The sequence below is a fragment of the Micromonospora sp. KC721 genome (genome assembly GCF_004348355.1).
Classification (GTDB): domain Bacteria; phylum Actinomycetota; class Actinomycetes; order Mycobacteriales; family Micromonosporaceae; genus Micromonospora.
This window is the reverse complement of sequence record NZ_SMJY01000069.1, coordinates 1-26039: the sequence shown is the minus strand read 5'-3', so window position 1 is coordinate 26039 and position 26039 is coordinate 1. Positions and strand designations below refer to the sequence as shown.

Here is a 26039-nt window from a genome sequence, read left to right as displayed (position 1 = left end):
GTGTGCAGGGTGCCCAGTCGAAGATCACTCTGAACGACGAGCAGACCGCCAATGTCAAGGCGATCATCGCGGCGACGAAGAAGGCGGGCCTGCCGGAGCGTGCGGCTGTCATCTCGATCGCGACCAGCTTGCAGGAGTCGAAGCTGGAGAACCTGGGTCACCTGGGTGACCGCAACGATCACGACTCGCTGGGCCTGTTCCAGCAGCGTCCGAGCTCGGGTTGGGGCACGCCGGAGCAGATCACCGATCCGGAGTACTCCACGCTGGCGTTCCTGAAGGGCCTGAAGCAGGTTGATGGTTGGCAGGACATGCCGTTGACCGAGGCCGCGCAGACCGTGCAGGTGTCGGCCTACCCGGATGCGTACGCGCAGTGGGAGCAGCAGGCCGCCGACCTCGTCGCCCAGTACTGGAACAGCTGATCTACCTGAACACCCGCTGGCCGGCACCCCCCTGGGGTGCCGGCCAGCGGCGTCTGCGGACCTTGGCGGGTTGCCATCAGCGGCGAGCGGAGACTCGCCACGATTCGGAAGGCAGGGAGCGAGCGGCGCAGCCCCCGGGCGCCGGCGTGCGGGAGCCCGTCAGTCGAGGCCGGCGACCAGTTCGACCTCGTAGCCCTGAGTGTCGTAGAGGTAGGCGGCGTAGGTGTGCGGTCCGCCGGCGTGCGGATGACGGTCCGGGAAGAGCAACTCCCATCCGTGCCCGGGCGCGGCGGCGACCAGCCGGTCCACGGCGGCCGGCGGGCCGGCGTGGAAGGCCAGGTGGTTGAGGCCCGGCGCGCGTCGGTCGTGCACACGCCCGGTGAGCGCGGGGGATTCCTCCAGCACCAGGTACGTCGGGCCGAGCCGCCAGGACCGGCCGGCGGGCCAGTCCTGGTAGGGCGTCCAGCCCAACTCACCGAGGAGCCACCCCCAGCTCCTGATGGCGGCGGCGAGGTCCGGTACCCAGACCTCGACGTGGTGCAACGCGCCGAGGTTCAGCGCTTGCCGCCCGGCACCCATAGCACATCTCCGTCCGGATTTGCCGTTCTTGACAGGATAAAGAGCAGATCCGAAAGACGATTGAGATACTTTGCCGGGAGAGGGCTGGTGCGCTCCGGATCGTGAGCGATCAGGGCCCAGGCTGCCCGTTCGGCGCGCCGGGCGACCGTCCGTGCCACGTGCAGCAGCGCCGCGCCGGCGGTGCCGCCGGGGAGGATGAAGGAGTCGAGCTTGCCAAGGCGCGCGTTGTACTCGTCGCACCAGCCTTCGAGGCGCTCGACGTACTCCTCGGTGACCCGCAGCGGCGGGTACTTCGGGTCCGCCTCGACCGGCGTCGACAGGTCGGCACCCACGTCGAACAGGTCGTTCTGGATCGAGCCCAGTACCGCCCGCAGCTCGTCGTCGAGCCGCCCGAGGGCGAGGGCGACGCCGATCGCGGCGTTGCACTCATCGACGTCCGCGTACGCGGTGATGCGTGGATCGGTCTTCGGCACCTGCTCGTTGTTGCTCAGCCTGGTCATGCCGGCGTCGCCGGCCTTGGTGTAGATGCGCGTGAGGTGGACGGCCATGACGCACAGCCTACGGATCCCGGACCTGACGATCCCGGCGCGACCGGACCCGGCCACCGGGTGCGCGGGCGAGGCGGCTGTTCCGGGAGCCCACGACGTCGACGTGATCAGGGTGGCCGGTGGGGCCCGACTGGCCGGCACCGTGCACGTGGTGGGCGCGAAGAACTCGGCGTTGAAGCTGATGGCGGCGGCGTTGCTGGCCCCGGGGCGGACGGTGATCACCAACGTTCCCCGGATCACCGACATCGCGATCATGGGTGAGGTGCTGCGCCGGCTCGGTTGCGGGGTGCGCTTCGAGGCGGACGAACCGGTCGACCCGATGGTGGGCCGGGGCGGAACCGCCCGGTCCCGCTCGGTGATCATCGACGTGCCGGAGCAGCCCGGGGCCGAAGCCGACTACGACCTGGTCCGGCGGCTGCGCGCGTCGATCTGTGTGCTGGGCCCGCTGCTGGCCCGGCGGGGGTACGTCAGGGTGGCGCATCCCGGTGGGGACGCGATCGGCTCCCGGGGCCTGGACATGCACATCGCCGGGCTGGCCCGGATGGGTGCGGACGTCTCCGGCGAGCACGGCTTCGTCATCGCGGCGGCCCCGGACGGGCTGCGCGGCGCGGAGATCACGCTGGACTTTCCCAGCGTCGGTGCCACCGAGAACCTGGTGATGGCGGCGGTGCTGGCCCGGGGCGTGACGGTGGTCGACAACGCCGCCCGCGAGCCGGAGATCGTCGACATCTGCACGATGCTCAACCAGATGGGCGCCCGGATCTCGGGTGCCGGCAGCTCCACGCTGCGTATCGCCGGGGTGCCCGAACTGCGCCCGGTGCGGCACGCCACGGTGGGGGACCGGATCGTCGCCGGGACGTGGGCGTTCGGTGCGGCGATGACCCGGGGGGACGTCACCGTCACCGGTGTCGACCCGATGCTGCTGGAGGTGGCCCTGGACAAGCTGGTCTCGGCCGGTGCGCTGGTGGAGACCCGGGGCGACGCCTTCCGGGTACGCGCCGACGACCGGCCGAGGGCGGTGGACGTGGTCACCCTGCCGTACCCGGGTTTCGCCACCGACCTGCTGCCGATGGCGATCGGGTTGGCGGCGGTGAGCGACGGGGCTTCGCTGATCACCGAGAACATCTTCGACGGGCGGTTCATGTTCGCCAACGAGATGGTGCGCCTGGGTGCGGACATCAAGACCGACGGGCACCACGCGGTGGTGCGCGGACGGGACCGCCTCTCCGGTGCGCCGGTACGGGCCACCGACATCCGCGCCGGCGCCGGGCTGATCATCGCCGGGCTCTGCGCCGACGGAATCACCGAGGTGTCGCACGTGTACCACGTCGACCGGGGGTACCCGGACTTCGCGGCGGACCTGCGGGCGCTGGGGGTGGAGGTCGAGCGGGGGACTGTCGCGCAGGCGCCGGAGTTGACCATCTGACCCGCCGGGCCTTAGCCCTCGTTCAGCTCGGGCGACTAGGGTGCACCCAGACACTCAATCGCAGCGAGGGAGAAGCAGATGGCGGGTCGACTCGCGGTCGTCGGTGCCGGGCTGATGGGTTCGGGTATCGCCCAGGTGGCGGCGCAGGCGGGCTGGCAGGTGACGCTGCGCGACCTGGACGACGCGGCCACCCGGCGGGGCGTCGCCGGCATCCGGACGTCGCTGGAGAAGTTCGCCGAGAAGGGGAAGATCGACGCCTCCGAGGTCGAGGCGACCCTCGGCCGGATCACCCCGACCACCGAGCTGGAGGCGGCGGCCGACGCGGACATCGTGGTCGAGGCGGTCTTCGAGAAGATCGAGATCAAGCACGAGGTGTTCCGCGCGCTGGACAAGATCTGCCGGTCCGACGCGATCCTGGCCACCAACACGTCGGCCATCCCGGTCACCCAGATCGCCACCGCGACGCAGCGGCCGGAGTCGGTCGTCGGCACCCACTTCTTCTCCCCGGTGCCGATGATGCGGCTCTGCGAGCTGGTACGCGGCTACCAGACCAGCGACGCGACCCTGGCCGCGGCGAAGGCGTTCGCCGAGGGGGTCGGCAAGACCGTGGTGGTGGTGAACCGGGACGTCGCCGGGTTCGTCACCACCCGACTGATCTGCGCCCTGGCCATGGAGGCGGTCAAGCTGGTCGAGTCCGGCGTCGTCTCCGCCGAGGATCTGGACACCGCGTGCAAGCTCGGCTTCGGTCACGCCATGGGGCCGCTGGCCACGGTCGACCTGACCGGGGTGGACGTGCTGCTCAACGCCACCAGGAACATCTGGACCGACACCGCCGACGGCAAGTTCTTCCCCCCGGAGCTGCTCCAGCGCATGGCCACCGCCGGTGACCTGGGCCGCAAGACCGGCAAGGGCTTCTACCAGTACTGAGTGTGGTGGGGCCGGACGCGCGACGTCCGGCCCCGCTCGGTAGCGGCGCGGGCTCAGCCGTCGCGCCTGGTGGTCCAGCGGAAGGTGGTCAGGCAGAGCACCAGGCCGATCACGCACCACAGGGCGAGCACCAGGGCGACCCGGCCCAGCTCGAACGAGCCGCCCGGCTCGTGGGCGCCGAAGCTGTCCGGCAGGAAGACCGCGCGCAGGCCCTGGCACATCCACTTGAGCGGAAAGAGCGCCGCCACCTGCTGCATCCAGCCGGGCAGGTTGGTGAAGACGAAGAACACCCCGGAGATGAACTGCAGCACCAGCGCCACCGGGGTGACCACGGCGGAGCCGCTGCGGGCGGTGCGGGCCAACGAGGAGATGGCGATGCCGCAGAGGGTGCAGGCGGTGACGCCGAGCACGGAGACCCAGCCGAAGGTGAGCCACCGGGCGGCGGTGTCGGGCAGGTTCAGGTCGAACAGCGCCACCGAGACGGCGAGCAGCAGTGCGGTCTCGGCCACGCCGATCGCCACCACCAGGATCACCTTGCCGGCGAACCAGACCCATTTCGGCATCGGGGTGCCCCGGTAGCGCTTGAGCACCCCCCGGTCCCGTTCGATGGGGATCCAGATGCCGAGGTTCTGGAAGCTGACCGTCATCAGACCCGTCGCGATCATGCCGGTGATGAAGTACTGGGTGTAGCCGACCCCCGGGGCGATCTCGTCGCGGAAGATCGCGGCGAAGATCATGATCATGATGATCGGGAAGCCCATCGTGAAGACGACGGACTCCCGGCTGCGCAGGAACTGGGTGATCTCCAACCGGCCCTGCCGCAGGGCGAGCGCGCCCGGCCGCCGCGCCGGTGCGGCGGCGGTGGCCGGGGCGGCCGGCTTCGTCGTGGTCGTCATCGGCGTCCGATCATCGTCAGGTACACGTCTTCCAGGGTCGGCCGGGTCACGGTGAGGCCGGGGACCTCGCCGCCGAAGCGCGCGGCCAGCTCCGCCACCAGTGCCGTCGGCGTCGCGCTCTGCGCGGTTCCCGGCGTCCCGTCCGGGGTACGCCAGGAGACCGTGGCCAGTGCCTCCTGCCGGTTGCCGAGCCGGTCCGGTGGGGCCACCTCGACCAGCCGGCCGGCGGCGATCACGCCGACCCGGTCGGCGAGCGCCTCCGCCTCGTCCAGGTAGTGGGTGGTGAGCACGATGGTGGTGCCGGCGGCGGCCAGGTCCCGGATCAGTTCCCAGAACTCGCGCCGGGCCTCCGGGTCGAAGCCGGTGGTCGGCTCGTCGAGGAAGAGCAGTTCGGGGCGGCCGATGATGCCCAACGCGACGTCGAGCCGGCGCTTCTGCCCACCGGAGAGGGTGTGCGTGCGGGCCCTGGCCTTGCCGGTCAGACCGACCCGCTCGATGACCTTGTCCGGGTCGTCGGCGTCGGGATAGAACCCGGCGAAGTGCCGGACCACCTCGCCGACGGTCAGCTCGTCGAACTCACCGGTGCCCTGGAGCACGATGCCCACCCGGGAGCGGTGGCGCGGGTCCGGGTGGGCCGGGTCGACGCCGAGCACGCGTACCTCGCCGGCGTCGCGTTGCCGGTAGCCCTCCAGGATCTCCACGGTGGTCGTCTTGCCGGCGCCGTTCGGGCCGAGTAGGGCGAACACCTCGCCTCGGTGGACGTCGAGGTCCACCCCCGCCACCGCGACGGTGTCGCCGTACGCCTTGCGCAGTCCCCGTACGGAGATCGCGAGCTGGTCATCCATGCTGTCCAGTGTGCGACCCGCTGGGAGGGTGGACAGCCCCGGGGTGTGGTGCTGTCGGCCCGGCTGTGCCGGCTGTCCCCGCTGGTCCGCTCCGGGGACCTGTGTGGTTTTCCACAACCCGCTCTACTGAACGGTAACTTAGACTCCGGCCATGGACGAGAAGGCTCTCCCGGGCCGGCTGCCGGAGCGCGACCGCCCGTGGGTGATGCGCACGTACGCCGGGCACTCCTCCGCCGCGGCCACCAACGCGCTCTTCCGCCGAAACCTGGCCAAGGGGCAGACCGGGCTCTCGGTCGCCTTCGACCTGCCCACCCAGACCGGGTACGACCCGGACCACGAACTCGCCGCCGGTGAGGTCGGCCGGGTCGGTGTGCCGGTGGCTCACCTGGGCGACATGCGGGCGCTGTTCGACGCCATCCCGATCGCCGACATGAACACCTCCATGACGATCAACGCGCCGGCGATGTGGCTGCTCGGGCTCTACGGCACGGTCGCCGCCGAGCAGGGCGCCGAACTGTCCCGATGCGCGGGCACCACCCAGAACGACATCATCAAGGAGTACCTGTCCCGGGGGACGCACATCTTCCCGCCGGCGGCGTCGCTGCGGCTCACCGCCGACGTCATCGCGTACACGCTGCGCGAGATGCCGAGGTGGAACCCGGTCAACATCTGCTCGTACCACCTGCAGGAAGCCGGCGCCACGCCGGTGCAGGAGGTCGGTTTCGCCCTCGCCACCGCCGTTGCCGTGCTCGACGCGGTGCGCGACTGTGGCCAGGTGCCGGCCGAGCGGATGGGCGACGTCGTCGCGCGGATCAGCTTCTTCGTCAACGCGGGGGTGCGTTTCGTCGAGGAGATCGCCAAGATGCGCGCCTTCGCCGCGCTGTGGGACGAGATCACCCGCCAGCGCTACGGCGTCCAGAACCCGAAGCACCGGCGGTTCCGCTACGGCGTGCAGGTCAACTCGCTGGGCCTGACCGAGGCCCAGCCGGAGAACAACATCCAGCGCATCGTGCTGGAGATGCTCGGCGTCACCCTCTCGCGTGACGCCCGGGCCCGCGCGGTGCAGCTGCCCGCCTGGAACGAGGCGCTCGGCCTGCCCCGCCCCTGGGACCAGCAGTGGTCGTTGCGGATGCAGCAGGTGCTCGCGTACGAGTCGGACCTGCTGGAGTACCCGGACCTGTTCGCCGGCTCGCACGTGATGAGCGCCCTGGTCGACGGTATCGCCACCGGGGCGCGGGCCGAGCTGGAGAAGGTGCTGGAGATGGGCGGCGTGGTCGCCGCAGTGGAGACCGGCTACCTCAAGAGCGCGCTGGTCGCGTCGCTGGCCGAGCGGCGTCGCCGGATGGAGGCGGGCACCGATGTGGTGGTCGGGGTCAACCGGTTCACCGAGACCGAGCCGTCGCCGCTGACCGCGGCCGGCGCCGAGGCCGTCGAGCAGGTCGATCCGGCGGTCGAGGCGGCCGCCGCCGCCCGCGTACGCGATTGGCGGGCCGGCCGGGACGCGGCGGCCGTGGACGCGGCACTGGCCCGGCTCCGCACGGCCGCCGCGACCACGACGAATCTGATGGACGCGACGCTGGAGTGCGTGCGGGCGGGGGTGACCACCGGCGAGTGGGCCGGCGCGCTGCGGCAGGTCTTCGGCGAGTACCGGGCGCCGACCGGGCTGGCCGGCGCGGCCGGGGCCGGCGGCGACGCGACGCTGGGCGCGGTCCGCGCGCGGGTCGCCGCCACCGCCCGGCAACTGGGCAGCGGCCGGTTGCGGCTGCTGGTCGGCAAGCCTGGCCTGGACGGGCACTCCAACGGCGCGGAGCAGATCGCGGTACGCGCCCGCGACGCCGGCTTCGAGGTGGTCTACCAGGGCATCCGGCTCACCGCCGGGCAGATCGTGGCCGCCGCCGTCGAGGAGGACGTGGACCTGGTCGGCCTGTCGGTGCTCTCCGGTTCGCACCTGGCCGCCGTGCCCGCGGTGCTGGCCGGGCTGCGCGAAGCCGGGCGCGGTGACCTGCCGGTGGTGGTCGGCGGGATCATCCCGGCCGGGGACGCCGACGCGCTGCGCGCGGCCGGGGTGGCCCGGGTCTTCACCCCGAAGGACTTCGCCCTGACCGGCATCATCGACGAGCTGGTCACCGTGATCCGGGAGGCCAACCGCCTGGCCGGCTGAGTGCCGCGCCGGCCCCACCGGCCGCCCCCGAACCGGCGGGGCCGGTCGCTCAGCGGCTCTGGTACGTCATGCAGTCGGCCATGTCCGTGTCGGGCCCGACGGTGATCGCCGGCGCATGGCACTCCAACTCCGAGTTGTGCCGGCAGTCCGACCGCTGGCAGGCGCCGACCTGCGCGATGAGCTGCTCGATCCCGGCGCGTCCGGGCATCTCGATGAAGGTGTCGCAGTGGGCGTGGTCCCGGTTGCCGATGCTGATCGCGAACGCGTGACAGTCGTTGGTGTGGTTGTAGGCGCAGGACGTGACCGTGCACTCCTCGACCCGGGGCATCTCCATCGCAGCGGTCATGGCGACCCTCCTTCTCCTCTTATGCCCCGATGGTAGGTATCTGGGAGGGTCTGTTAGCCGGCTTCCGCCCTTCGTCACCGGTAGGGGGCCGCTCAGGTCCTGGCGAGTTGCTTGATCACCCGGCTGGTCGTGACGTGCCGCCCAGCACCTCGGAGAGCGGGGCCGGTTCCAGACCGCGCTCGGCCAGCCCGGCGAGGATGTGCGGCAGCGCCTCGTCGGTCATCGGCGCGTTCGCCTCGGTCACGTGCAGAATGATCACGGAGCCGGGGCGGGCCTGGCTCAGCACGGCGCGGACGATGGGCTGCCAGTACCGGGCGAACGGGTCGCCGCTGACCACGTCGCCGTCGACCACGGTCAGCCCGAGCGGGGCCAGTTCGGTCAGCGCCGTCCGGTCGTGGCAGAGGCCCGGGAAGCGGAAGTACCGGGTCTGCCGGCCGCCGTACGGGGCGATGGTGTCGAAGGTACGCGCCACGTCGGCGGTCATCTCCCGCCGGGGCAGCGGCTTGAGGGTGTAGCAGTCCGGGGTGAACGCGTCGTGCCCGTAGCTGTGGTTGGCCAGCTCGAACCGGGGATTGGCGGCCAACCGCCGGGTCAACTCCGGGTACTCCCGCACCCACTTGCCGGTGAGGAAGAAGGTCGCCGGCACCTTCTGCCGTTCCAGCAGGTCCACGATCGCCAGGTTCGCGTAGGAGGGTGGGTTCGGGCCGCGCAACTGCCGGCGCATCGCGTCGGTCATGTCCGCGTCGAAGGTGAGGGCGACCTTCCGGCCGGTACGCGGCCCGTGGTCCACCACCGGCGGCAGACTGCCCGGCACCGTCGCGCCCGGTGTGGACGCGCCCGGCACCGCTGGGCCGGCGGCGTTCGCGTCCGGCGCGATCCCGCCGTCCGTCGACCGGACCGGCCCCCGGGTACGCGCCGGTGCTGGCTCCGGTGCGCCGGAACTGGCCGCCGTGCCGCCGTCCTGCCAGGTGCTCGCTGGCGAGCCGCCGGTCGGGGCGGGGGCCCCGACGGCCGCGTCGACCGGGGCGCGCAGGGGCATCGGACCGAGGACGAAACCGGCGACGGCGACGAGCGCCGCCGCCCCGGCGGCGAGCGCCACGCGGGGATTCTTCACATGCACCGCGTGATGATCTCAGCGCGACGACGGCCGCGGAGTCCCCCATCCGTCCGCCGGTTGGCTGCTGTTCCGCGCGTGGGCGGAACGAAGAAGACCCCTAGCGCGAAGGCTGGGGGTCTTCACTGCATTCCTGGGTCAGTGCCGCCTGGCGTACCCGACGAACGACTTCCAGGTCTTCGGGTCGAAGGCGAGCACCGGGCCGGCCGGATCCTTGCTGTCGCGGACGGCAACTACACCGGGCAGGTTGTCCGCGACCTCAACGCAGTCGCCGCCTGCCGTGTTGCTTTTGGTGGACTTCCTCCACCGAGCGTTACTGAGGTCCATGCTGGCTCTCAACTTCCTTCACCAGGGCGACCGACAGGACTTCGGGAAGAGCGACGCCCCGTACGCCTTCCCATCTGGCCAGAAGCGTAGCCACCTTCTCGTCGGTGCCAACCGCCGTGCCGCCAAGCTGGTCGTCCAGATGGCCAAGCCATGTCCCGTCGGGCAGCATCGCCAGAGCAAGCGGTCCGGACAGTCCGACATGCAGGCCGGCGTTCGCCGGCACGACGTGGACATGGACGTGCGGTAGCTCGGTCATGCGCAGCAGGTGGGCAAGCTGCTCGCCCATGATGGCGTCCTGGCGGCGCAGCGCTGACTCGTCGATGACCGCGACGACCTGCGGTGGACGTTCGCGGGTCAGGATCTCCTGGCGCTCCAGCCGGGAGGCCACCTGCTGCTCGACCTCCGACTCCGGCCGAGTGTCATCGAAGCGCAGCACCGCGCGGGCGTAGTTCTCCGTCTGGAGCAGGCCGGGGATCAGCGTCGGGTTGAAGTAGCGGAGTTGGTTGGCTACGCGCTCGGCGTCACGCCAGGGCTTGAACCACGTGGGCAGACTGTCGCGCTGCGCTGACCGCAGCAGGGACTCGAAGAGGCCGCCGGTTTCCAGGATCTCGTCCGCGCGGCGGGCGTACGGCAGGTCGATGGGCCGGGTGCCCGTCTCGACGGCGGACACGGTCGACGCCGAGTAGTTCGTCCGCTTGCCGAACTCCTCCTGATTCATGCCGGCCAAGACCCGCTGCCTGCGGAGCTGGGCACGGATCAAATCGACCGTCTGCTCACCTTCCATCGCACCTCCAGAGATTCGCCAAGATCACCGAGCGTCGCCAGCTACGGCGCGTGATTGCCCGACCCTTACCGGGGCCAGCCTGAACAGCTTCCGAGCGTATCGGTGTCCTCACCAGACTGTCACTCATGCGGACCCGCTCGTCGCCGGACAGAGCTCGGGCGGACTCCGTCCCGGGGTCGCTCCCCTGCCCCGTGGGGGAGCGGCCCTTTTCCACTCTCAAGGAGGTCGACATGCGTATGTCGTGGTTCCGGTGCCGGACCAAAGCCCTGCCGGTTCTGCCGCAGCGGGCGGCTGGCACCCACCTTCCCGAGTGGATGCGTCAGCCGACCCGACCGATACCGGTGCGGCGGCCTGGTCGCGCCGGATGGCTCACGCCGGTGCAGCAGTGCCGGGCCAATGGAGGTCGTTGGTGAGCGTGTTCGGCAGCGTCCTCAGGGTCACCGGGCACATCGGTTGTCACCCGACGTGGGATTGCGAGGTTTGCGGCGAGCCGTGGCCATGCCCGGCGTTTCGTGCGATAGGGCAGGACCGGTTGGACGGCACGACCCTGATCCCGGTTATGTCCTCCCTGATCCGTAACGCCATCCGCGACCTGCGTGGCCGACCGGAGGGGCCGGAGCCGCCCGAGATCGTGAAGCGTTTCCTGTGGTTCCTGCCGCTGAATGATGAGGAAGCCCGCGCCATCGCCCTGCGGATGCGCTGATGGTCGGCCGGATCGTCCCCCACCTGCCGATGCGTCCGCTGTGGCGGTGCCGCAACTGTGGCGCGCCGTGGCCGTGCCAGCCGGCCAGACTCTCCCTGCTGGTCGAGTACCGGCACGACCGTACCGCCCTGCTGGTCTACCTCGCCCAGCAGATGACCGAGGCCCGCGACCAACTCGCCCAGCTCAACCCCGACCACTGCGCGGACCTGACGGAACGCTTCCTCGCCTGGGCCAGGCCCCGAGGATGAACCCACCACGTCCGGTCGTCTTCGAGGCGTCCGTGTCCGGTTCGTGTCAGTCTGGGGTCTGGATCCCGTGACCGGCGACACCCCGGTGGCGGAATGGTGGCGGGCCCGGGGTCGTTACATTCTCTGTACGACCGCAGCAGCACGCCCCGCTGCCTGGCCCAACGGCCTGCCGGCGGGTGCGGGGGCCCGGAATGATGGTGGCCCACCGGTCGTTACACATGGTCCCGGCACCGCAAGCCCCCGTGCTTGGCGTGACCGCGAACCCCTTCGGGTTGGCGAGAAGCCGGACATGCTTTCCCCCTTGATTGAGCGCCTGTCGAGGTGCCCGCATGCGTTGTCGTCCCCACGACACGTGTGTGTCGACCCCCGTGAAGGAGCTTCCTCATGAACACGATCATGCGTAAGAGCGTTCTGGGTATTGCTGGTCTGGCTTTCGCCGGTGGCGTGTTCGCCGGCCCCGTGACCGAGGCCCACGCCGCTCCGGTGCCGACCGCCGGTGTGGTCCAGGCCGACAAGCCGGCCGTGGACAAGGCCAAGCTGATCCCGCACGGTGTGCAGGGTGCCCAGTCGAAGATCACTCTGAACGACGAGCAGACCGCCAATGTCAAGGCGATCATCGCGGCGACGAAGAAGGCGGGCCTGCCGGAGCGTGCGGCTGTCATCTCGATCGCGACCAGCTTGCAGGAGTCGAAGCTGGAGAACCTGGGTCACCTGGGTGACCGCAACGATCACGACTCGCTGGGCCTGTTCCAGCAGCGTCCGAGCTCGGGTTGGGGCACGCCGGAGCAGATCACCGATCCGGAGTACTCCACGCTGGCGTTCCTGAAGGGCCTGAAGCAGGTTGATGGTTGGCAGGACATGCCGTTGACCGAGGCCGCGCAGACCGTGCAGGTGTCGGCCTACCCGGATGCGTACGCGCAGTGGGAGCAGCAGGCCGCCGACCTCGTCGCCCAGTACTGGAACAGCTGATCTACCTGAACACCCGCTGGCCGGCACCCCCTGGGGTGCCGGCCAGCGGCGTGCGCGCTGGTGGAGCCGTACGGCCGGTCAGACGTGGTAGCCGGCGGCCCGGGCGGCCCGGCGCTCGCGGCGGCGGTCGGCCCGGCGGCGCAGGAACCAGAAGAGGAAGGCCACCAAACCGACCAGGAAGACCAGCACCAGCACCGGCAGGACGATCGCCACCAGGGACATGACCACGCTGGACACGTCCTCGGCGGTGCTCGCCACCGGGGCACCGGCCCCGGCGGTGGTGGCGTTGACCACCGGCCGGGCGGCCGACTTGAGCAGGTGCACGCCGAGCGCGATCACCACGCCGGCCACCACGGGCACCCACTGGTGGGACGAGAAGAAGCCGCCCGGGTCGCTGACCGTCACCGTCTCCGAGCTGGCGCCGGCCCCGAAGGCCAGGCCGCCGGCGGTCGGGCGGACCACCGTCTGGATGACGTCGTTGACATGGTCGACCACCGGCACCTTGTCGGCGACGACCTCGACGGCGAGCAGCACGGCCAGGATCGCCAGCACCCATCCGTCGCCCAGCCACTGCCAGCCGGCGGGTAGGTCGATCAGGTCGGTGTAGCGGGCCAGCAGTCCCATGGTGAGCAGGGGGATGTAGGCGTTCAGGCCCGCCGATGCGGCCAGCCCGGTGCCGGTGAGTACTTCGAACACGATCCAAGGGTCGCACCGGCACGCCAGTGCCGCTCGCTGGCGGCGGACCGGTTCTCGGCTACCCTGCTCGGGTGCGGCTGGTGATTGCGAAGTGCTCGGTGGACTACGTGGGACGGCTCTCGGCGCATCTGCCGCCGGCCACCCGACTGCTGATGGTCAAGGCGGACGGCTCGGTCTCCATCCACGCCGACGACCGGGCGTACAAGCCGCTGAACTGGATGAGTCCGCCGTGCCGGCTGGAAGAGGCTCCCGGCGTCTGGCGGGTGGTCAACAAGGCGGGCGAGGAACTGCGGATCACCCTGGAGGAGGTCTTCCAGGACACCTCGTACGAGCTGGGCGTCGACCCGGGGCTGCGCAAGGACGGTGTGGAGGCGCACCTTCAGGAGTTGTTGGCGGCCAACCCGGAGACCCTCGGCGAGGGCTTCACCCTGGTACGCCGCGAGTACATGACCGCCATCGGCCCGGTCGACCTGCTCTGCCGGGACGCCAACTCCGGTGCCGTCGCCGTGGAGGTGAAGCGGCGCGGCGAGATCGACGGCGTGGAGCAACTCACCCGCTACCTCGAACTGATGAACCGGGACCCGCTGCTCGCCCCGGTCACCGGGGTCTTCGCCGCCCAGGAGATCAAGCCGCAGGCCCGGGTGCTCGCCACCGACCGGGGGATCCGCTGCGTGGTGGTCGACTACGACAAGCTGCGTGGCATCGAGCGTGACGAGCTGACCCTCTTCTGAGCTGCCGGCCCGCCCGTACCGCGGGTCGTGCCGGTCAGCGGCGGCCGTACATCAGCTTGACCACCTTCACCAGGCGGGCCACGTCGGACGACGTCCGCTCGAAGGTGGTCGACGGCAGCAGCGAACGGGCCCGGCGACGGGTGATCGCCTTGGCCCGGCCGAACTCCCGCAGCCCGTCCTCGCCGTGGATCCGGCCGAACCCGGAGTCGCCCACCCCACCGAACGGCAGGGTGGACATCCCGGCGAAGGTGAGCGCGGAGTTGATCGAGGCCATGCCCGAGCGCAGCTGCCGGGCGATCGCCACCGCCCGCTTGCGGCCGAAGACCGAACCCCCGAGGCCGTACGACAGGGCGTTGGCCCGGCGTACCGCCTCGTCGGCGTCGGGCACCCGGTTGATGGTCAGGGTGGGGCCGAAGGTCTCCTCACGGACGGCCGCCGACGACTCGGGCACGTCCACCAGCACCGTCGGGTGCACGTACGGCGGCCGTACCGCGTCCGACCCGCCCAGGACGGCCCGGCCGCCAGCGGCCAGCGCGTCGTCGATGTGCCGCCGGATCACGTCGAGCTGGCCCGGCATGGTGATCGGGCCGATGTCCGCCCCGTCGACGCCCACGGTCAGCCGCTCGGCCCGGGCGACCACCTTGCCGACGAAGGCGTCGAAGACCGGCTCGACCGCGTAGACCCGCTCGATGCCGATACAGGTCTGCCCGGCGTTGGTCAGCCCACCCCAGACGCACGCCTCGGCGGCGGCGTCCAGGTCGGCGTCCGCGTCGACGATCATCGCGTCCTTGCCGCCGGCCTCCAGCAGCACCGGGGTCAACGACTCGGCGCAGGCGGCCATCACCTTCTTGGCGGTGGCGGTCGAACCGGTGAAGGCGAGCTTGTTCACACCCGCGCGGCACAGCGCCGCACCGACGTCGCCGAGACCGTGTACGGCGGTGAGGACCGGCTGCTCGGGCACCACCTCGGCGAAGCTGTCGACCAGCCACTGCCCGACCGCCGGGGTGTACTCGCTGGGCTTGAACACCACCGCGTTGCCGGCGGCCAACGCGTACCCGATAGAACCGATCGGGGTGAGTACGGGATAGTTCCACGGGCCGATCACGCCGACGACACCGTGCGGCTGGTACTCCAGGTGGCCGGTGAACTCGGCGAGGATCAGCCGGGAGCGGACCCGACGGGGCCCCAGCACCCGGCCGGCGTTGCGGGCGGCCCAGTCGACGTGCTCGATCGCGGTGAGGATCTCGACCACGGCGTCGGGGATCGGCTTGCCCCCCTCGACGTGCATCAGCCGCGCCAGTTCCTCGATCCGCCGGGCGAGCAGGCCGCGCCAGCGCAGCAACCGCTCGCGTCGCCCCCGGAAGCCGAGCCCGGCCCACCAGTCGCCGGCGACGCGGGCGCGGTCCACCGCCCGGGCGACCTCGTCGGCCGTGGCGACGGGGAAGCGCCCGGCCTCCTCGCCAGTGGCGGGACTCGTCGAAACCAGTCGACCATCCTCGATGACTGGGAGGCCCGGAACCTGAACAGCCGTCATGGCGGAAGTCTAGACCGGTAACCTACCCGCGGGTAGGGGTCGGCTGTCCGGCCCCAGGGCAGGCGGTGAGGATGGTGCCGCCGGTGCGTGTCGGCCGGGCGACGGATCAGCCAACCTGCGGTGTCCGGCGGGGGTCGGGGAGATGGCCGCCCGGGGGTTGGAGCCGCCGGCTCCGGATGGCAGGCTGGGCCCGGGGCGAGCAGGTGGGGGGAGCTGACTGTCCATGGAGGAGAACCCGGAACTGGCGCCGCTACTGACGGTGATGGGTGGCCCGATGCGCGGGGCGAGCTTCCGGCTGAGTCCACGACCACAGGTGATCGGCCGGGCCCCTGAGGTCGAGATCGCGCTGGCCGACCCGCACCTGAGTCGGCGGCACGCCGAGGTACGGCTGACCGACGCCGGGGCGATCCTGGTTGACCTCGGCTCGACCAACGGGACGTGGCTCGACGACCGTCGGATCGCCGGCCCGGAACTGCTCTCCGACGGTGACGTCGTCCGCCTCGGCCGTACCGAACTGCGCCTGTTCGACCCCGGCCTGGCGGCCACCGACCCGGTCGGGCTGCGGTTCGCGATGGGCGGCTGGCCGGTACGCCGCAGCAGTCGACCCACCCTGCCGCTGTCAACGGACGACCTGGCCAACGGTCCCACCGACGTCTGGCCGGGCGGATCCGGTCCCGGATCGTCGCCGGTCGGCGCCGACGTCACGCCGTGACGTCCGCGGCGACGTCGCTGACCCGGCACCAGGACGGCAGAGCCTGCGTGAAATATCCCACGGCGTCTCGAGATCGCATTGCCACGTGGCAGACTCCGGCGCATAACCTTAGCGGCCGTTCAGCATGGTAGGCGGCGTCGAACCAGGGGAGGCCGTTCGTGGCGCGCGAGTTCACCAGTGTGGGCGTGGTGGGTCTGGGCACCATGGGTGCCGGCATCGTGGAGGTGTTCGCCCGTAACGGCCTCGACGTGATGGCGGTGGAGATCTCCGAAGCCGCCCTGGATCGGGGGCGAGCCACCCTCACCGGCTCCACGGACCGGGCCGTCGCCAAGGGCAAGCTCGCCGAGGCCGACCGGGACGCCCTGCTGTCCCGGGTGAACTTCCAGGTCGGCCTGGACGCCCTGCACGCGGTCGACCTGGTCGTCGAGGCGGTCCCCGAGCACCTCGACCTCAAGCAGCGGATCTTCGCCGAGCTGGACCGGGTCTGCAAGCCCGAGGCGATCCTGGCCACCAACACCTCCTCGCTGAGCGTCACCGAGATCTCGGTCGCGACCGCCCGGCCGCACCAGGTGATCGGCATCCACTTCTTCAACCCGGCCCCGGTGATGAAGCTGGTCGAGGTGGTGCGAACGGTGGTCACCTCCGCCGAGGTGGTGGCCGACGTGGAGGCGCTCTGCGCGCGGCTCGGCAAGGTCGACGTCACCATCAGCGACCGGGCGGGCTTCATCGCCAACGCGCTGCTGTTCGGCTACCTCAACCACGCGGTGAGCATGTTCGAGTCGCGGTACACCACCCGCGAGGACATCGACGCCGCGATGAAGCTCGGCTGCGGCCTGCCGATGGGGCCGCTCGCGCTGATGGACCTGATCGGCCTGGACACCGCGTACGAGATCCTGGACACCATGTACCGGCGCGGCGGTCGGGACCGACGGCACGCCCCGGTGCCCCTGATCAAGCAGATGGTCACCGCCGGGCTGCTCGGCCGCAAGTCCGGCCGAGGCTTCTACACCTACGAGCGGCCGGGCTCCCCGGTGGTCGTACCCGACGAGCAGACGCCGCTGGCCACGGAATCCGCGCCCGCCGACGCGTCACCGGCAGCCGGGACCAAGGTCGGCGTCGTCGGCTCCGGAACGATGGCCACCGGCATCATCGAGGTTTTCGCCAAGGCCGGCTACGAGGTCGTCTCGGTGACCCGGGGCGCGGAGAAGTCCGCGAAGGTCTTCGAGGCGGTCAGGACCTCGCTCAACAAGGGCGTGGTACGCGGCAAGCTCAGCGAGGCCGACCGGGAAGCGGCGCTGGGCCGGATCACCTGGTCGGCGTCGCTGGACCACCTGGCCGACGTCGACCTGGTGGTGGAGGCGGTGGTCGAGGAGCTGAGCGTCAAGAAGGCGCTGTTCGCCAGTCTCGACGAGATCTGCAAGCCCGGCGTCGTGCTCGCCACCACCACCTCCTCGCTGCCGGTGATCGACGTGGCGATGGCCACCCAACGCCCGGCGGACGTGGTGGGCCTGCACTTCTTCAACCCGGCGCCGATCATGCCGCTGGTCGAGGTGGTGCGGACCATCCGCACCTCACCGGAGACCACCGCCACCGCCGGGGCGGTCTGCGCGGCGATCGGCAAGACCGGCGTGGTCTGCGGTGACCGCTCCGGCTTCATCGTCAACGCGCTGCTCTTCCCGTACCTGAACGACGCGGTGAAGATGCTGGAGGCCAACTACTCCACCGCCGACGACATCGACCACGCGATGAAGCTCGGCTGCGGCTACCCGATGGGTCCGTTCGAACTGCTCGACGTCGTCGGTCTGGACGTCGCGCTGGCCATCCAGCGCGAGCTGTACCTGGAACTACGTGAGCCAGGCTTCGCGCCCGCCCCGCTGCTGGAGCACCTGGTGACCGCCGGGTACCTGGGCCGCAAGACCGGCCGCGGCTTCCGCGACCACACCCGCCGCTGACCTCTCGTCCCGAGCCCGCCGGCCGACGCCCCTCGGGCCCGCCCGGCGGGCCGTCCCGTCGACCGGACCGTACGCTGGGTAACCGTGAGCCCCCGTCGCAACCGTCCCCGTCGGGACGACGCCGCCCACCTGGACACCGACCGGGTACGCCAGGGCGTGCCCACGGTCCAGCAGTGGCGCGACGGCGACTGGCAGGTACGCGGAATCAGCGGCGGCGCGTCCGTCAAGACGTACCGCTGCCCGGGTTGTGACCAGGAGATCCGCCCGGGGGTGGCGCACCTGGTGGCCTGGCCCGCCGACGGCACGGGCGACCTCACCGACCGGCGGCACTGGCACAGCGGCTGCTGGCGGGCCCGGGACCGGCGCGGCCCGAACCTGCTGCGCGGGCGCGGCGTTCCGAGGCACGGCTGAGCGACCTGGGTCACCCGGTTTCGGCCCGGGCGAGCGGCACGGCCGGCTTCGGGCCAGACTGGAGCGGTGAGCACCCCGATCCGCGCGTCGTCGATCCTCCCCGGGCGCCGGGAGGACATCGAGCTGCACACCGCCGACGGCCTACGGCTGGTCGGTGAGTTGGCCCGGCCGGTCGACCGTGCGCCGGTGGCCACCCTGATCTGCCTGCACCCGCTGCCCACCCACGGCGGGATGATGGACAGCCACGTGCTGCGCAAGGCGGCCTGGCGGCTGCCCGCGCTGGCCGACCTGGCGGTGCTGCGGTTCAACACCCGGGGCACCAGCAGCGTCCGGGGCACCAGCGAAGGGGCGTTCGACGCCGCCGTCGGCGAGCGTTTCGACGTGCACGCCGCGATCGAGTACGCCGAGTTCCACGAGCTGCCGAACATCTGGCTGGTGGGGTGGTCGTTCGGCACCGACCTGGCGCTGAAGTACGGCTGCGACCCGGCGGTGGCCGGGGCGATCCTGCTCTCCCCGCCGCTGCGTTTCTCCACGCCCGAGGAACTGGCCGTCTGGGCCGAGTCGGGCAAGCCACTCACCGCGCTGGTGCCCGAATTCGACGACTACCTTCGCCCCGCCGAGGCCGAGCAGCGCTTCGCCACGGTTCCGCAGGCCGAGGTGGTCGGGGTGCCCGGCGCGAAGCATCTCTGGGTGGGTGACGCCGAGACGGTGCTGGACGAGATCGTCCGGCGGGTCAACCCCGCGGTGCCGCTGCCGCTGCCGACCACCTGGGACGGCCCGATGGAGACCGGCGACGTCAGCGCGTACGCCGACCGTACCGTCGCGTCCTTCGCCGACACCCCGGTGCCCGGCCCGCAGCGCGACTGAGCGTCACCGGCGTTCCTGCCGGGGCAGCACCACCTCACGCAGGATGAGCTGGAGGGCGGCCACGGTCGGGATGGCGATCAGCGCGCCGACCACCCCGATCAGGGCCACCCCGAGCAGCGCCGCGAGCAGCGCGGCAACCTCGTTGACCTGCACCGACCGCCGCATGATCTTCGGGTAGATGAGGTAGTTCTCCACCTGCTGGTAGAGCACGAAGAAAACCAGCGCGGCGATCCCCTCGGGCAGCCCGGTGGCGAATGCCACCACGCTCACCACCACCGCGCCCAGGGTGGCCCCGATCTGCGGGATCAGGTCGGTCACCGCCACCACCACCGCCAGCGCGAACGGGTACGGCAGCCCGACGATCAGCGCGAAGACGAAGGTCGTCGCGCCGGCCAGCACCGCGATGCTCAGCGCCCCCACCATGTACGCCCCGACCTTGGTGAGGATCTCGTCGCCGATCAGGCGTACCCGCTGCCGTCGGGAGCGGGGGACCAGCGCGTACCCGAGGGCACGCAGCCGGTCGAAGTAGGCCAGGAAGTAGATGGTGAGCACCAGCACGGTCAGCCCCCGGAACAGGGTGCCGAAGATCAGCTGGGCACCGCCGAGCACCCCGCCGAGCGCTCGGCCCACGGTGTCGGCGTTGGCCAGTTCCTGGACCCGTTCCATCACGTCGTACCGCTCCACCAGGTCGTTGACGGTGCGGTTGCGGCGCAGTTCCTCGACGTAGCTGGGCAGTTGGTTGATGAACTCCGAGGTCTGGGTGACCACCGGTGGCACGAGCGCCACCACGCCGGCGGCGACCACCAGCAACAGGGTGAGGACGACCACCGCGACGGCCAGGCCGTGCCGCAGCCCCCACGAGCGCAGCCGGTTCACCGCCGGGTTGAGGCCGACGGCGAGGAAGAGCGCGATCACCACCAGTACGAGGATGCCGCCGGCGTTGCGCACCCCCAGCCAGACCGTGTATGCCAGCAGCACGCCGAGGGCACCGGTGAAACCCACCAGGAAACTGCTGCGGCGCAACGGCCGGCCGGGTTGGCCGAAGCGGCCCGAGCCGGTGGCCAGCTGGCCGGGTGCATCGAACTCCGCCGGGTCGGCCAAGGTGCCGCCCGGGTCCTCCGGCGAGCCGGTACCCCGCGGGCCGCAGCGGTCGGCGGCGTCGGCCGGGTCCGGGGCTGGCCGACGCGTCGGCTCGTCCGGGGCACCGGCACGTGCCGGTCCGTCCTGTTCCACCGGACCTCCCGGGTCCCGCTCCGGCCGCCAGGGCCGGAGGCTGCCGCTGCGGACCCGTACCCGGGCCCCTGCCCGGCAGGGTAGTGGTGGGTGGAGCGACCCGGCCACCCCGGGTGTCACCGCACGGGCACGGGCGGCGGGCGGGTCACTCCGACTCGACGGTGACCACCTTGCTCGGCTTGGCGCTGCGCTCGTCGGTGGTCGGCTTGGTCGGTCGCTTGCCGCTCTCCCCGGTGCTGGTGATCTTCGTCGGGGTGGGCTCCCGGCCGCCCGTCCCCGGCACCGCCGCGACGGTCGGTTCGCCGTCGACGCCGGCGCTGGCGGTGCCACCTTCCACCGTGGTCACCGGCTCGGCCTTGGGCTTCACCCCGCTGGCCGCCGGCTTGACGGCGACCGCCCCGTCCGCCGCCGGGGCGGTCGTCGGCCTCGCCCCGTCGGTACCCGCGCCGGTCTGCGGGTCTGCCTTGTCGGCACCCCTGCCTGTCGGCTTCGCCTGGTCGGAGACGGTGGCGACCGTCAGTTTCGCGCCGTCCGGGACCGTGCCGGCCCGGGGCTTCGCGTCGTCGGTGCCGTCCGCGCCAGCGCCGTCCAACGGGGCGGCGGTCAGCTTGCGCAGCTTGAGTTCGGTGAGTTGCCGCTGTATCTCGTCGGACTCCTGCCGCGCCTGCCAGGTCTCCTGCCGCAGGTCGGCGAGCTGCTGCTGGGCCTGGGCGATCTCCAGCATCACCTGGGCGAGCTGCTGGCGGCTCGACGCCGCCTCCTGCTGGGTCGCGGCGAGATGCTGCTGGGTGGTGGCCAGGTGCTGCTGGGTGGTGGCGGCGTACTCCTCGAACTGCCGGCGGGAGGCGGCCACGTGCTCGTCGGCCCTACGCCGCTTGTCGGCGGCCTCCTGCTCGGCCCGCTGGAGCAGTGTGGCGGCCTCCTCCTCGGCCTGGCGGCGCATGGTCAGCGCGTCGGCCTCGGCCGCCCGGCGCAGTTCCACCGCCCCCCGCTCGATCTCGTCGCGTCGGGCCGACCACTCCCGCTCCAGCTCGTCCTGCCGGGCCTGATGCTGCCGCTCCTGCTCGTCCAGCTTGGCCTGGTACCGACTCTCCAGCTCGTCGCGGCGCTTGGCGTACTCCTGTTCGGCGGCGGCGCGGCGCTGGGCCAGCTCCCGATCGGCGGCCTCCCGCCGGGCGTTGACCTCCTGCTCCACCCCGGCCCGCCAGGCACCCAGCTCCTGCTGCGTCTGGGCCCGGGTCTGCTGGACGTACGCCTCGGTCTCGGTGCGCATCCGGGTCACGTACGCCTCGGTCTCGGCGCGGCTGCGCTTGGCCGCCTCGGCGGCCTCCGTGGTGAGCCGGTGCGCCTCCTGCCGGGCTCGGCCACGGGTGCCCTTCGCGGCCTCCTCGGCGTCGTCGACGATCTTCTTGGCCTCCTGGAGCGCCTTGGCGTGGGTGGCCCGGCCGGCCTCCGCCGCCGAGTCGGTGAGCCGCTTGGCCTCCTGCTGCGCCTTGGCGTGCACCTCCTTGGCGGCATCGCGGAGCTGGGTCGCCTCCTGCTGCGCCCGGGCGAGGGCCTCCTGCGCGGCCGTGCGCAGCTTGGTGGCCTCCTGCTGGGCCCGGCTGTGGATCTCCTTGGCGGTGTCGCGTAGTCGGGTCGCCTCCCGCTGGGCCGTGGCCAGGGCATCCTGCGCGGCCGTCCGCAACCGGGTGGACTCCTCCTCGGCGGCTGTCCGCAGCCGGGTGGACTCCTCCTCGGCAGTCGTCCGGAGCCGGGCGGCGTCCTCCTTGGCGGCCTTCACGGCGGCGTCCGCCTCGGCCCGCCGGGCGGCGGTGTGCCGCTCCTCCTCGGCGCGCCGGGCGGCCAGCGCGATCTCGAAGTCCTTGAGCGCCTGGGCGGCCTGTTCGCGGGCCTCGTCGACGATGTGTCGGGCGGCGGCCCGGCGGGCGTCGATCTCCTCGTTGGCGGCGGCCAGAATGGCCTCGGCCTGCTCCTCGGCGAGGGCGAGGATCTGCTCGACGCGGGGACCGAGGTGCTTGAAGGACGCCCGGTCGACCACGGCGGCCTGCTTGCGCAGCTGGGCCAGATCCCGCTGGAGGTGCTCGACCTGACCGGCCAGCTTGTGGATCTGCGTGTACGCCTGTTCCCGCTCGGCGGTCAGGGTCGCGATCTCGTGTTCCGCCCGAGCGACGTACCGGTCGACCTGTCGTTTCTCGTACCCCCGCAGGGCGGACTCGAAGCTGGGCTCCGTGGTCACGTCCCCGCCGAGAGCGAACAGTTCCTCGCCGTGCGACATGTCCCCATCCTCACACGCCTCCGGCCCTGCTGGGGCTATACGGACACCCCGGTTGGGACCTACTTCACTGCCATTCCCGCAGGTCGGTGCGGGGAGCGGAAAACCGACACGGCGCGGGGCGACACCGGTCACCCGGTGTCACCCCGCGCCGCGTCGTTCATGCCCCGACGGTGCGGTGGATCAGCTGGTGGTCTCCGCGCTCGCCCGCTGCCCGGCGTCGGTCTTGGCCGGCTCGGTCTTGGCCGGCGTGGCGGCCGGCTGCTGCGCCGGAACACCCGGGACGATGCCGGCGAGGCCGGAGAGCATCTGGCCGAGCTGGGAGGTGACCGCGTCCTTCTGGCGGGTCAGGTCCTCGACCTCCCGGCGGGCGGCCTGCGTGGTGAGGTCCGCCTCGGTGCGCGCCTCGGTGAGCAACCGGTTGGCCTCGGCCTTGGCCTCGTTGAGAGTCTTCTCGGCGAGGGCCTTCGCCTTGTCGACGGTCTCGTTGGCGGTGCGCTCGGACTCGACCCGGCGGGCCTCGGCCCGCTGCTCGATCTCCTTGGCTCGCTCCTGGGCGGCGCGGGCCCGCTGCTCGGCTTCGCCAACCAGCTTCTGGGTCTGCGCCACCTGGGCGGCGTGCCGCTCCGACTCCTCGCGCTCGGCCTTCTCGCGGCGCTCGGCGAGCTGCAACTCCAACGCCTGGAGGTCCTTGTCCCGCTTGTCGCGGGCGTCGGTGAGCAGCTTGGTCGCCTCGGCCCGCTTCTCCTCGGCCTCCCGGGCGGCCTTGGCCCGCTGCTGGGTGATCTCCCGCTCCGCGGTGGCGCGCAGGGTGGCCACCTCGCGCTCGACCGTGGACTTCAGCTCGGCCACCTCGTGCGCGGTGACCGTACGCAGCTGCTTGGTCTCCCGCTCGGCGTCGGCGCGGAGCGTGTCGGCCTCGCGGCGGGCCTGCACGCGTACCTCGGCGGCCTCCCGCTCGGCGGCGGTGCGGACGTTGCCGGCCTCCCGCTCGGCGCTGGCCTTCATGGCCGCCGCCTCGGCGCGGGCCTTGTCGGTGATCTCCCGCGCCTCGAGGCGGGCCGCGGAGAGGATGCCCTCCGACTCCCGCTTGGCCTCGGCCCGGTGATCGTTGGCCTGCTCCTCGGCCAACCGGAGGATCTGCTCGACCCGGGTGCCCAGACCGGACAGCGTGGGGCGGCTGTTCTCCTCGAGTTGCTTGTTGGTCTCGGCGAGCTTCTGCTCGATCGCGCTCTGCCGCTGCTCGGCCTGGCGCAGGCGGCGCTGGGCGTCGTTCATCCGCTGCTCGGCCTCGGCCCGGGCCTGCTCCGACTGGGTCAGCGCCGCGGTCATCCGGCCGATGAAGTCGTCGACCTGGTGGGTGTTGTATCCGCGCAGGCCAACGGTGAAATCTGGCTGCGAGTTCGCGTTATCGAAGAACGCGAGAGGGGAGGACTGCTGCTGGGGCATTGGGACATACTCGCAGACTCCCCGGGGGCGTTCGCAAGAGCGGTGCCGAGCTTTCGTGTCCTCATTACCGGCTCGTCCGGGACGTGCCCACGCACGCGCCCAAATGACGATCTTGGCAGCTCCCGGGCCGGGCCCCCGCGCGACGCGAGGTGCGCGGAAAGGGCCGGGGGGCGAGCCCCACGGCCCTTTGTCCACTCTCACTCGAATGGGTGTGCGGACGGTGGTGGAAACGCAAGCGCGGTTCGCCGCAATGGCGGTCCGCCGTCACCCGTACGGCTCAGTGGCCGCGGAACCGGTTGATGGCGCTCTCGTGTCGGGCCCGGGTCTCCCGGTCCCGCACGCCGAGCCCGTCGCGCGGGGCCAGGCAGCGCACGCCCACCTTGCCCTGGTGCGCGTTGCGGTGCACCTCGTACGCCGCCTGCCCGGTCTGCTCCAACGGGTAGGTCCTCGACACCGTCGGGTGGATCTTCCCGAGGGCGATGAGCCGGTTGGCCTCCCACGCCTCGCGGTAGTTGGCGAAGTGGCTTCCGACGATCCGCTTGAGGTGCATCCACAGGTAGCGGTTGTCGTACTGGTGCTGGTAGCCGCTGGTGGAGGCGCAGGTGACGATGGTGCCGCCCTTCTTGGCCACGAAGACGCTGGCGCCGAAGGTCTCCCGGCCGGGGTGCTCGAAGACGATGTCCGGGTCCTCGCCGCCGGTCAGCTCCCGGATCCGTTCGCCGAAGCGGCGCCACTCGTCCTGGTCCTGGGTGTGCTCGTCGGACCAGAACCGGTATCCCTCGGCGGACCGGTCGATGACCAGCTCCGCGCCCATGGACCGGCACAGCTCGGCCTTCTCGGGGGAGGAGACGACGCAGACCGGGATCGCGCCACCGTTCAGCGCCATCTGGGTGGCGTAGCTGCCCAGCCCGCCGGAGGCCCCCCAGATCAACACCACGTCGCCCTGCTTCATGTTCGCCCCGTGGTGGCTGACGAGCTGCCGGTAGGCCGTGGAGTTGACCAGGCCAGGGCTGGCCGCCTCCTCCCAGCTGAGGTGGCGTGGCTTCGGCATCAGCTGGTTGGCCTTGACCACGGCCAGCTCGGCGAGGCCGCCGAAGTTGGTCTCGAAGCCCCAGATCCGCTGCTGCGGGTCGAGCATGGTGTCGTCGTGACCGGCGGCGTCCTCCAGCTCCACCGACAGGCAGTGCGCGACGACCTCGTCGCCGGCCTTCCATTTCGTCACGCCGGGTCCGGTGCGCAGCACCACGCCGGCGGCGTCCGAACCGACCACGTGGTACGGCAGGTCGTGCCGTCGGGTCAGCTCGGAGAGCCGGCCGTAGCGCCGGAGGAACCGGAACGTCGGCAGCGGCTCGAAGATGCTGGTCCAGACCGTGTTGTAGTTGATGGCGCTGGCCATCACCGCGATCAGCGCCTCACCCGGGCCGAGTTGTGGGGTGGGCACCTCCTGCAGGTGCAGTGCCTTGCGCGGGTCCTTGTCCCGGGTGGGCAGCCCGTCGAACATGTCGGTCTCGTCGGCGCGGACGACCATGCCCCGGTAGCTGTCGGGTACGGGCAGGTCGGCGAGGCCGGCGAGGTCCCGTTCCGGTCGGGCCGAGCCCTCCGCCGCCATGATCGCTTCGAGGATGTCCTGCACGGTGACCTCCGGTTCGTCCGCACCCGCACGCCGGGCGCGGGCTGCTGCCATCGTCGGCGCCGGGGCGACCGGCGGCCGTGTCGGCGATCGGCACGGCCGGTCCGGTCGCGCTCCGGTGCCGCCGGACGTTACTGAACGGTAGCTAGGGTCGGAAGTCCTCTGTGAAAAACTGCATCGGCCACTGAGCGAAGGTGTGCGCGGAACGTCGAAACCGCACACGCCCGTACCTTTCGCCCCGCCCCTCCGCGCTCGCC

General features: G+C 71.5%; 26 protein-coding genes. 12 read left to right on the top strand and 14 right to left on the bottom strand.

Going from position 1 to position 26039, the window contains the following annotated elements:
• The coding region (locus E1182_RS14300; protein WP_132265057.1) for a hypothetical protein at positions 1–419 on the top strand (419 nt) is incomplete at its 5' end.
• A 159-nt stretch (positions 420–578) separates the two neighbouring features.
• Here E1182_RS14300 and E1182_RS14295 read toward each other — a convergent pair.
• Both E1182_RS14295 and E1182_RS14290 read right to left on the bottom strand, forming a co-directional pair.
• Positions 579–998 carry a VOC family protein gene (locus tag E1182_RS14295; RefSeq protein WP_132265055.1) on the bottom strand — a complete coding sequence of 140 codons (420 nt, stop codon included), beginning with the start codon at positions 996–998 and terminating at the stop codon, positions 579–581.
• The gene (locus tag E1182_RS14290; protein ID WP_132265053.1) at positions 974–1546 is read right to left on the bottom strand and encodes a cob(I)yrinic acid a,c-diamide adenosyltransferase; all 573 of its coding nucleotides are present in this window, start codon (positions 1544–1546) and stop codon (positions 974–976) included. Before E1182_RS14290 ends, E1182_RS14295 begins: the two co-directional genes overlap by 25 nt.
• Between E1182_RS14290 and murA the strand changes: the two genes are divergently transcribed.
• The gene (murA, locus tag E1182_RS14285; protein WP_132265051.1) at positions 1545–2972 is read left to right on the top strand and encodes a UDP-N-acetylglucosamine 1-carboxyvinyltransferase; all 1428 of its coding nucleotides are present in this window, start codon (positions 1545–1547) and stop codon (positions 2970–2972) included. The two genes, E1182_RS14290 and murA, sit on opposite strands and share 2 nt — an antisense overlap.
• A 78-nt stretch (positions 2973–3050) precedes the next feature.
• Positions 3051–3899 carry a 3-hydroxyacyl-CoA dehydrogenase family protein gene (locus tag E1182_RS14280; RefSeq protein ID WP_132265049.1) on the top strand — a complete coding sequence of 283 codons (849 nt, stop codon included), beginning with the start codon at positions 3051–3053 and terminating at the stop codon, positions 3897–3899.
• A gap of 53 nt (positions 3900–3952) precedes the next feature.
• Here the strand turns inward: E1182_RS14280 and E1182_RS14275 are convergent, their stop codons facing one another.
• Both E1182_RS14275 and E1182_RS14270 read right to left on the bottom strand, forming a co-directional pair.
• Positions 3953–4795, bottom strand: coding sequence for an ABC transporter permease (locus tag E1182_RS14275; protein WP_132265047.1), 843 nt, complete (start codon positions 4793–4795; stop codon positions 3953–3955).
• Entirely contained in the window at positions 4792–5640 is an 849-nt protein-coding gene (locus tag E1182_RS14270; protein ID WP_132265045.1) for an ABC transporter ATP-binding protein, read from the bottom strand. Before E1182_RS14270 ends, E1182_RS14275 begins: the two co-directional genes overlap by 4 nt.
• Before the next feature lie 151 nt (positions 5641–5791).
• On the opposite strand from E1182_RS14270, the gene E1182_RS14265 reads away from it, so the two are divergent.
• The gene (locus E1182_RS14265) at positions 5792–7801 is read left to right on the top strand and encodes a protein meaA (RefSeq protein ID WP_132265043.1); all 2010 of its coding nucleotides are present in this window, start codon (positions 5792–5794) and stop codon (positions 7799–7801) included.
• Positions 7802–7850: 49 nt separating this feature from the next.
• On the opposite strand, the gene E1182_RS14260 is transcribed toward E1182_RS14265, so the two are convergent.
• The 4 genes from E1182_RS14260 to E1182_RS14245 all read right to left on the bottom strand — a co-directional run bounded on the left by E1182_RS14260 (position 7851) and on the right by E1182_RS14245 (position 10372).
• Positions 7851–8147, bottom strand: a complete 297-nt coding sequence (locus tag E1182_RS14260) for a DUF1540 domain-containing protein (protein WP_132265041.1) — start codon at positions 8145–8147, stop codon at positions 7851–7853.
• A 115-nt stretch (positions 8148–8262) separates the two neighbouring features.
• Positions 8263–9267 carry a polysaccharide deacetylase family protein gene (locus E1182_RS14255; RefSeq protein ID WP_132265039.1) on the bottom strand — a complete coding sequence of 335 codons (1005 nt, stop codon included), beginning with the start codon at positions 9265–9267 and terminating at the stop codon, positions 8263–8265.
• A gap of 132 nt (positions 9268–9399) precedes the next feature.
• Positions 9400–9588 (bottom strand): DUF397 domain-containing protein, encoded by a 189-nt coding sequence (locus E1182_RS14250; protein ID WP_132265037.1) that lies wholly within the window; start codon positions 9586–9588, stop codon positions 9400–9402.
• Positions 9575–10372: a helix-turn-helix transcriptional regulator gene (locus tag E1182_RS14245; protein WP_132265035.1), complete on the bottom strand. Its 798-nt coding sequence runs from the start codon at positions 10370–10372 to the stop codon at positions 9575–9577. Before E1182_RS14245 ends, E1182_RS14250 begins: the two co-directional genes overlap by 14 nt.
• A gap of 409 nt (positions 10373–10781) precedes the next feature.
• Between E1182_RS14245 and E1182_RS14235 the strand changes: the two genes are divergently transcribed.
• From E1182_RS14235 to E1182_RS14225, 3 genes are all read left to right on the top strand, one after another.
• Positions 10782–11075: a hypothetical protein gene (locus E1182_RS14235; protein WP_243706213.1), complete on the top strand. Its 294-nt coding sequence runs from the start codon at positions 10782–10784 to the stop codon at positions 11073–11075.
• Entirely contained in the window at positions 11075–11323 is a 249-nt protein-coding gene (locus E1182_RS14230; protein WP_132265029.1) for a flavin reductase, read from the top strand. The genes E1182_RS14235 and E1182_RS14230 overlap by 1 nt, the downstream gene beginning before the upstream one ends.
• A gap of 384 nt (positions 11324–11707) precedes the next feature.
• A complete protein-coding gene (locus E1182_RS14225; protein WP_132265027.1) occupies positions 11708–12292 on the top strand; it encodes a hypothetical protein in 585 nt (194 codons plus the stop codon).
• Between the two features lie 78 nt (positions 12293–12370).
• On the opposite strand, the gene E1182_RS14220 is transcribed toward E1182_RS14225, so the two are convergent.
• Entirely contained in the window at positions 12371–12988 is a 618-nt protein-coding gene (locus E1182_RS14220) for a DUF4126 domain-containing protein (RefSeq protein ID WP_132265025.1), read from the bottom strand.
• 71 nt (positions 12989–13059) lie between these two features.
• Here E1182_RS14220 and nucS point away from each other — a divergent pair, with 71 nt between their 5' ends.
• The gene (nucS, locus tag E1182_RS14215; protein ID WP_132265023.1) at positions 13060–13719 is read left to right on the top strand and encodes an endonuclease NucS; all 660 of its coding nucleotides are present in this window, start codon (positions 13060–13062) and stop codon (positions 13717–13719) included.
• A 34-nt stretch (positions 13720–13753) separates the two neighbouring features.
• Here nucS and E1182_RS14210 read toward each other — a convergent pair whose 3' ends face one another.
• Positions 13754–15253 (bottom strand): aldehyde dehydrogenase family protein, encoded by a 1500-nt coding sequence (locus E1182_RS14210; protein WP_132265020.1) that lies wholly within the window; start codon positions 15251–15253, stop codon positions 13754–13756.
• A gap of 223 nt (positions 15254–15476) precedes the next feature.
• On the opposite strand from E1182_RS14210, the gene E1182_RS14205 reads away from it, so the two are divergent.
• The 4 genes from E1182_RS14205 (at position 15477) to E1182_RS14190 (ending at position 19195) form a co-directional block, all read left to right on the top strand.
• Positions 15477–15965, top strand: coding sequence for an FHA domain-containing protein (locus E1182_RS14205; RefSeq protein WP_132265018.1), 489 nt, complete (start codon positions 15477–15479; stop codon positions 15963–15965).
• Between the two features lie 158 nt (positions 15966–16123).
• Complete coding sequence (locus tag E1182_RS14200; RefSeq protein ID WP_132265016.1) at positions 16124–17917, top strand: 3-hydroxyacyl-CoA dehydrogenase family protein; 1794 nt, start codon at positions 16124–16126, stop codon at positions 17915–17917.
• Positions 17918–18001: 84 nt separating this feature from the next.
• On the top strand, positions 18002–18328 hold the full coding sequence (locus tag E1182_RS14195; protein WP_132265014.1) for a hypothetical protein: 327 nt from the start codon (positions 18002–18004) through the stop codon (positions 18326–18328).
• A gap of 66 nt (positions 18329–18394) precedes the next feature.
• Positions 18395–19195 (top strand): alpha/beta hydrolase, encoded by an 801-nt coding sequence (locus tag E1182_RS14190; protein WP_132265012.1) that lies wholly within the window; start codon positions 18395–18397, stop codon positions 19193–19195.
• Between the two features lie 3 nt (positions 19196–19198).
• Here E1182_RS14190 and E1182_RS14185 read toward each other — a convergent pair whose 3' ends face one another.
• The 4 genes from E1182_RS14185 to ccrA form a co-directional block, all read right to left on the bottom strand.
• Positions 19199–20296 (bottom strand): AI-2E family transporter, encoded by a 1098-nt coding sequence (locus E1182_RS14185; protein ID WP_132265061.1) that lies wholly within the window; start codon positions 20294–20296, stop codon positions 19199–19201.
• Positions 20297–20573: 277 nt separating this feature from the next.
• Positions 20574–22706: a hypothetical protein gene (locus tag E1182_RS14180; RefSeq protein ID WP_132265010.1), complete on the bottom strand. Its 2133-nt coding sequence runs from the start codon at positions 22704–22706 to the stop codon at positions 20574–20576.
• Between the two features lie 180 nt (positions 22707–22886).
• On the bottom strand, positions 22887–24152 hold the full coding sequence (locus E1182_RS14175; RefSeq protein WP_132265008.1) for a DivIVA domain-containing protein: 1266 nt from the start codon (positions 24150–24152) through the stop codon (positions 22887–22889).
• Between the two features lie 277 nt (positions 24153–24429).
• Positions 24430–25785 carry a crotonyl-CoA carboxylase/reductase gene (ccrA, locus tag E1182_RS14170; protein WP_132265059.1) on the bottom strand — a complete coding sequence of 452 codons (1356 nt, stop codon included), beginning with the start codon at positions 25783–25785 and terminating at the stop codon, positions 24430–24432.
• Between the last annotated feature and the right edge of the window lie 254 nt (positions 25786–26039).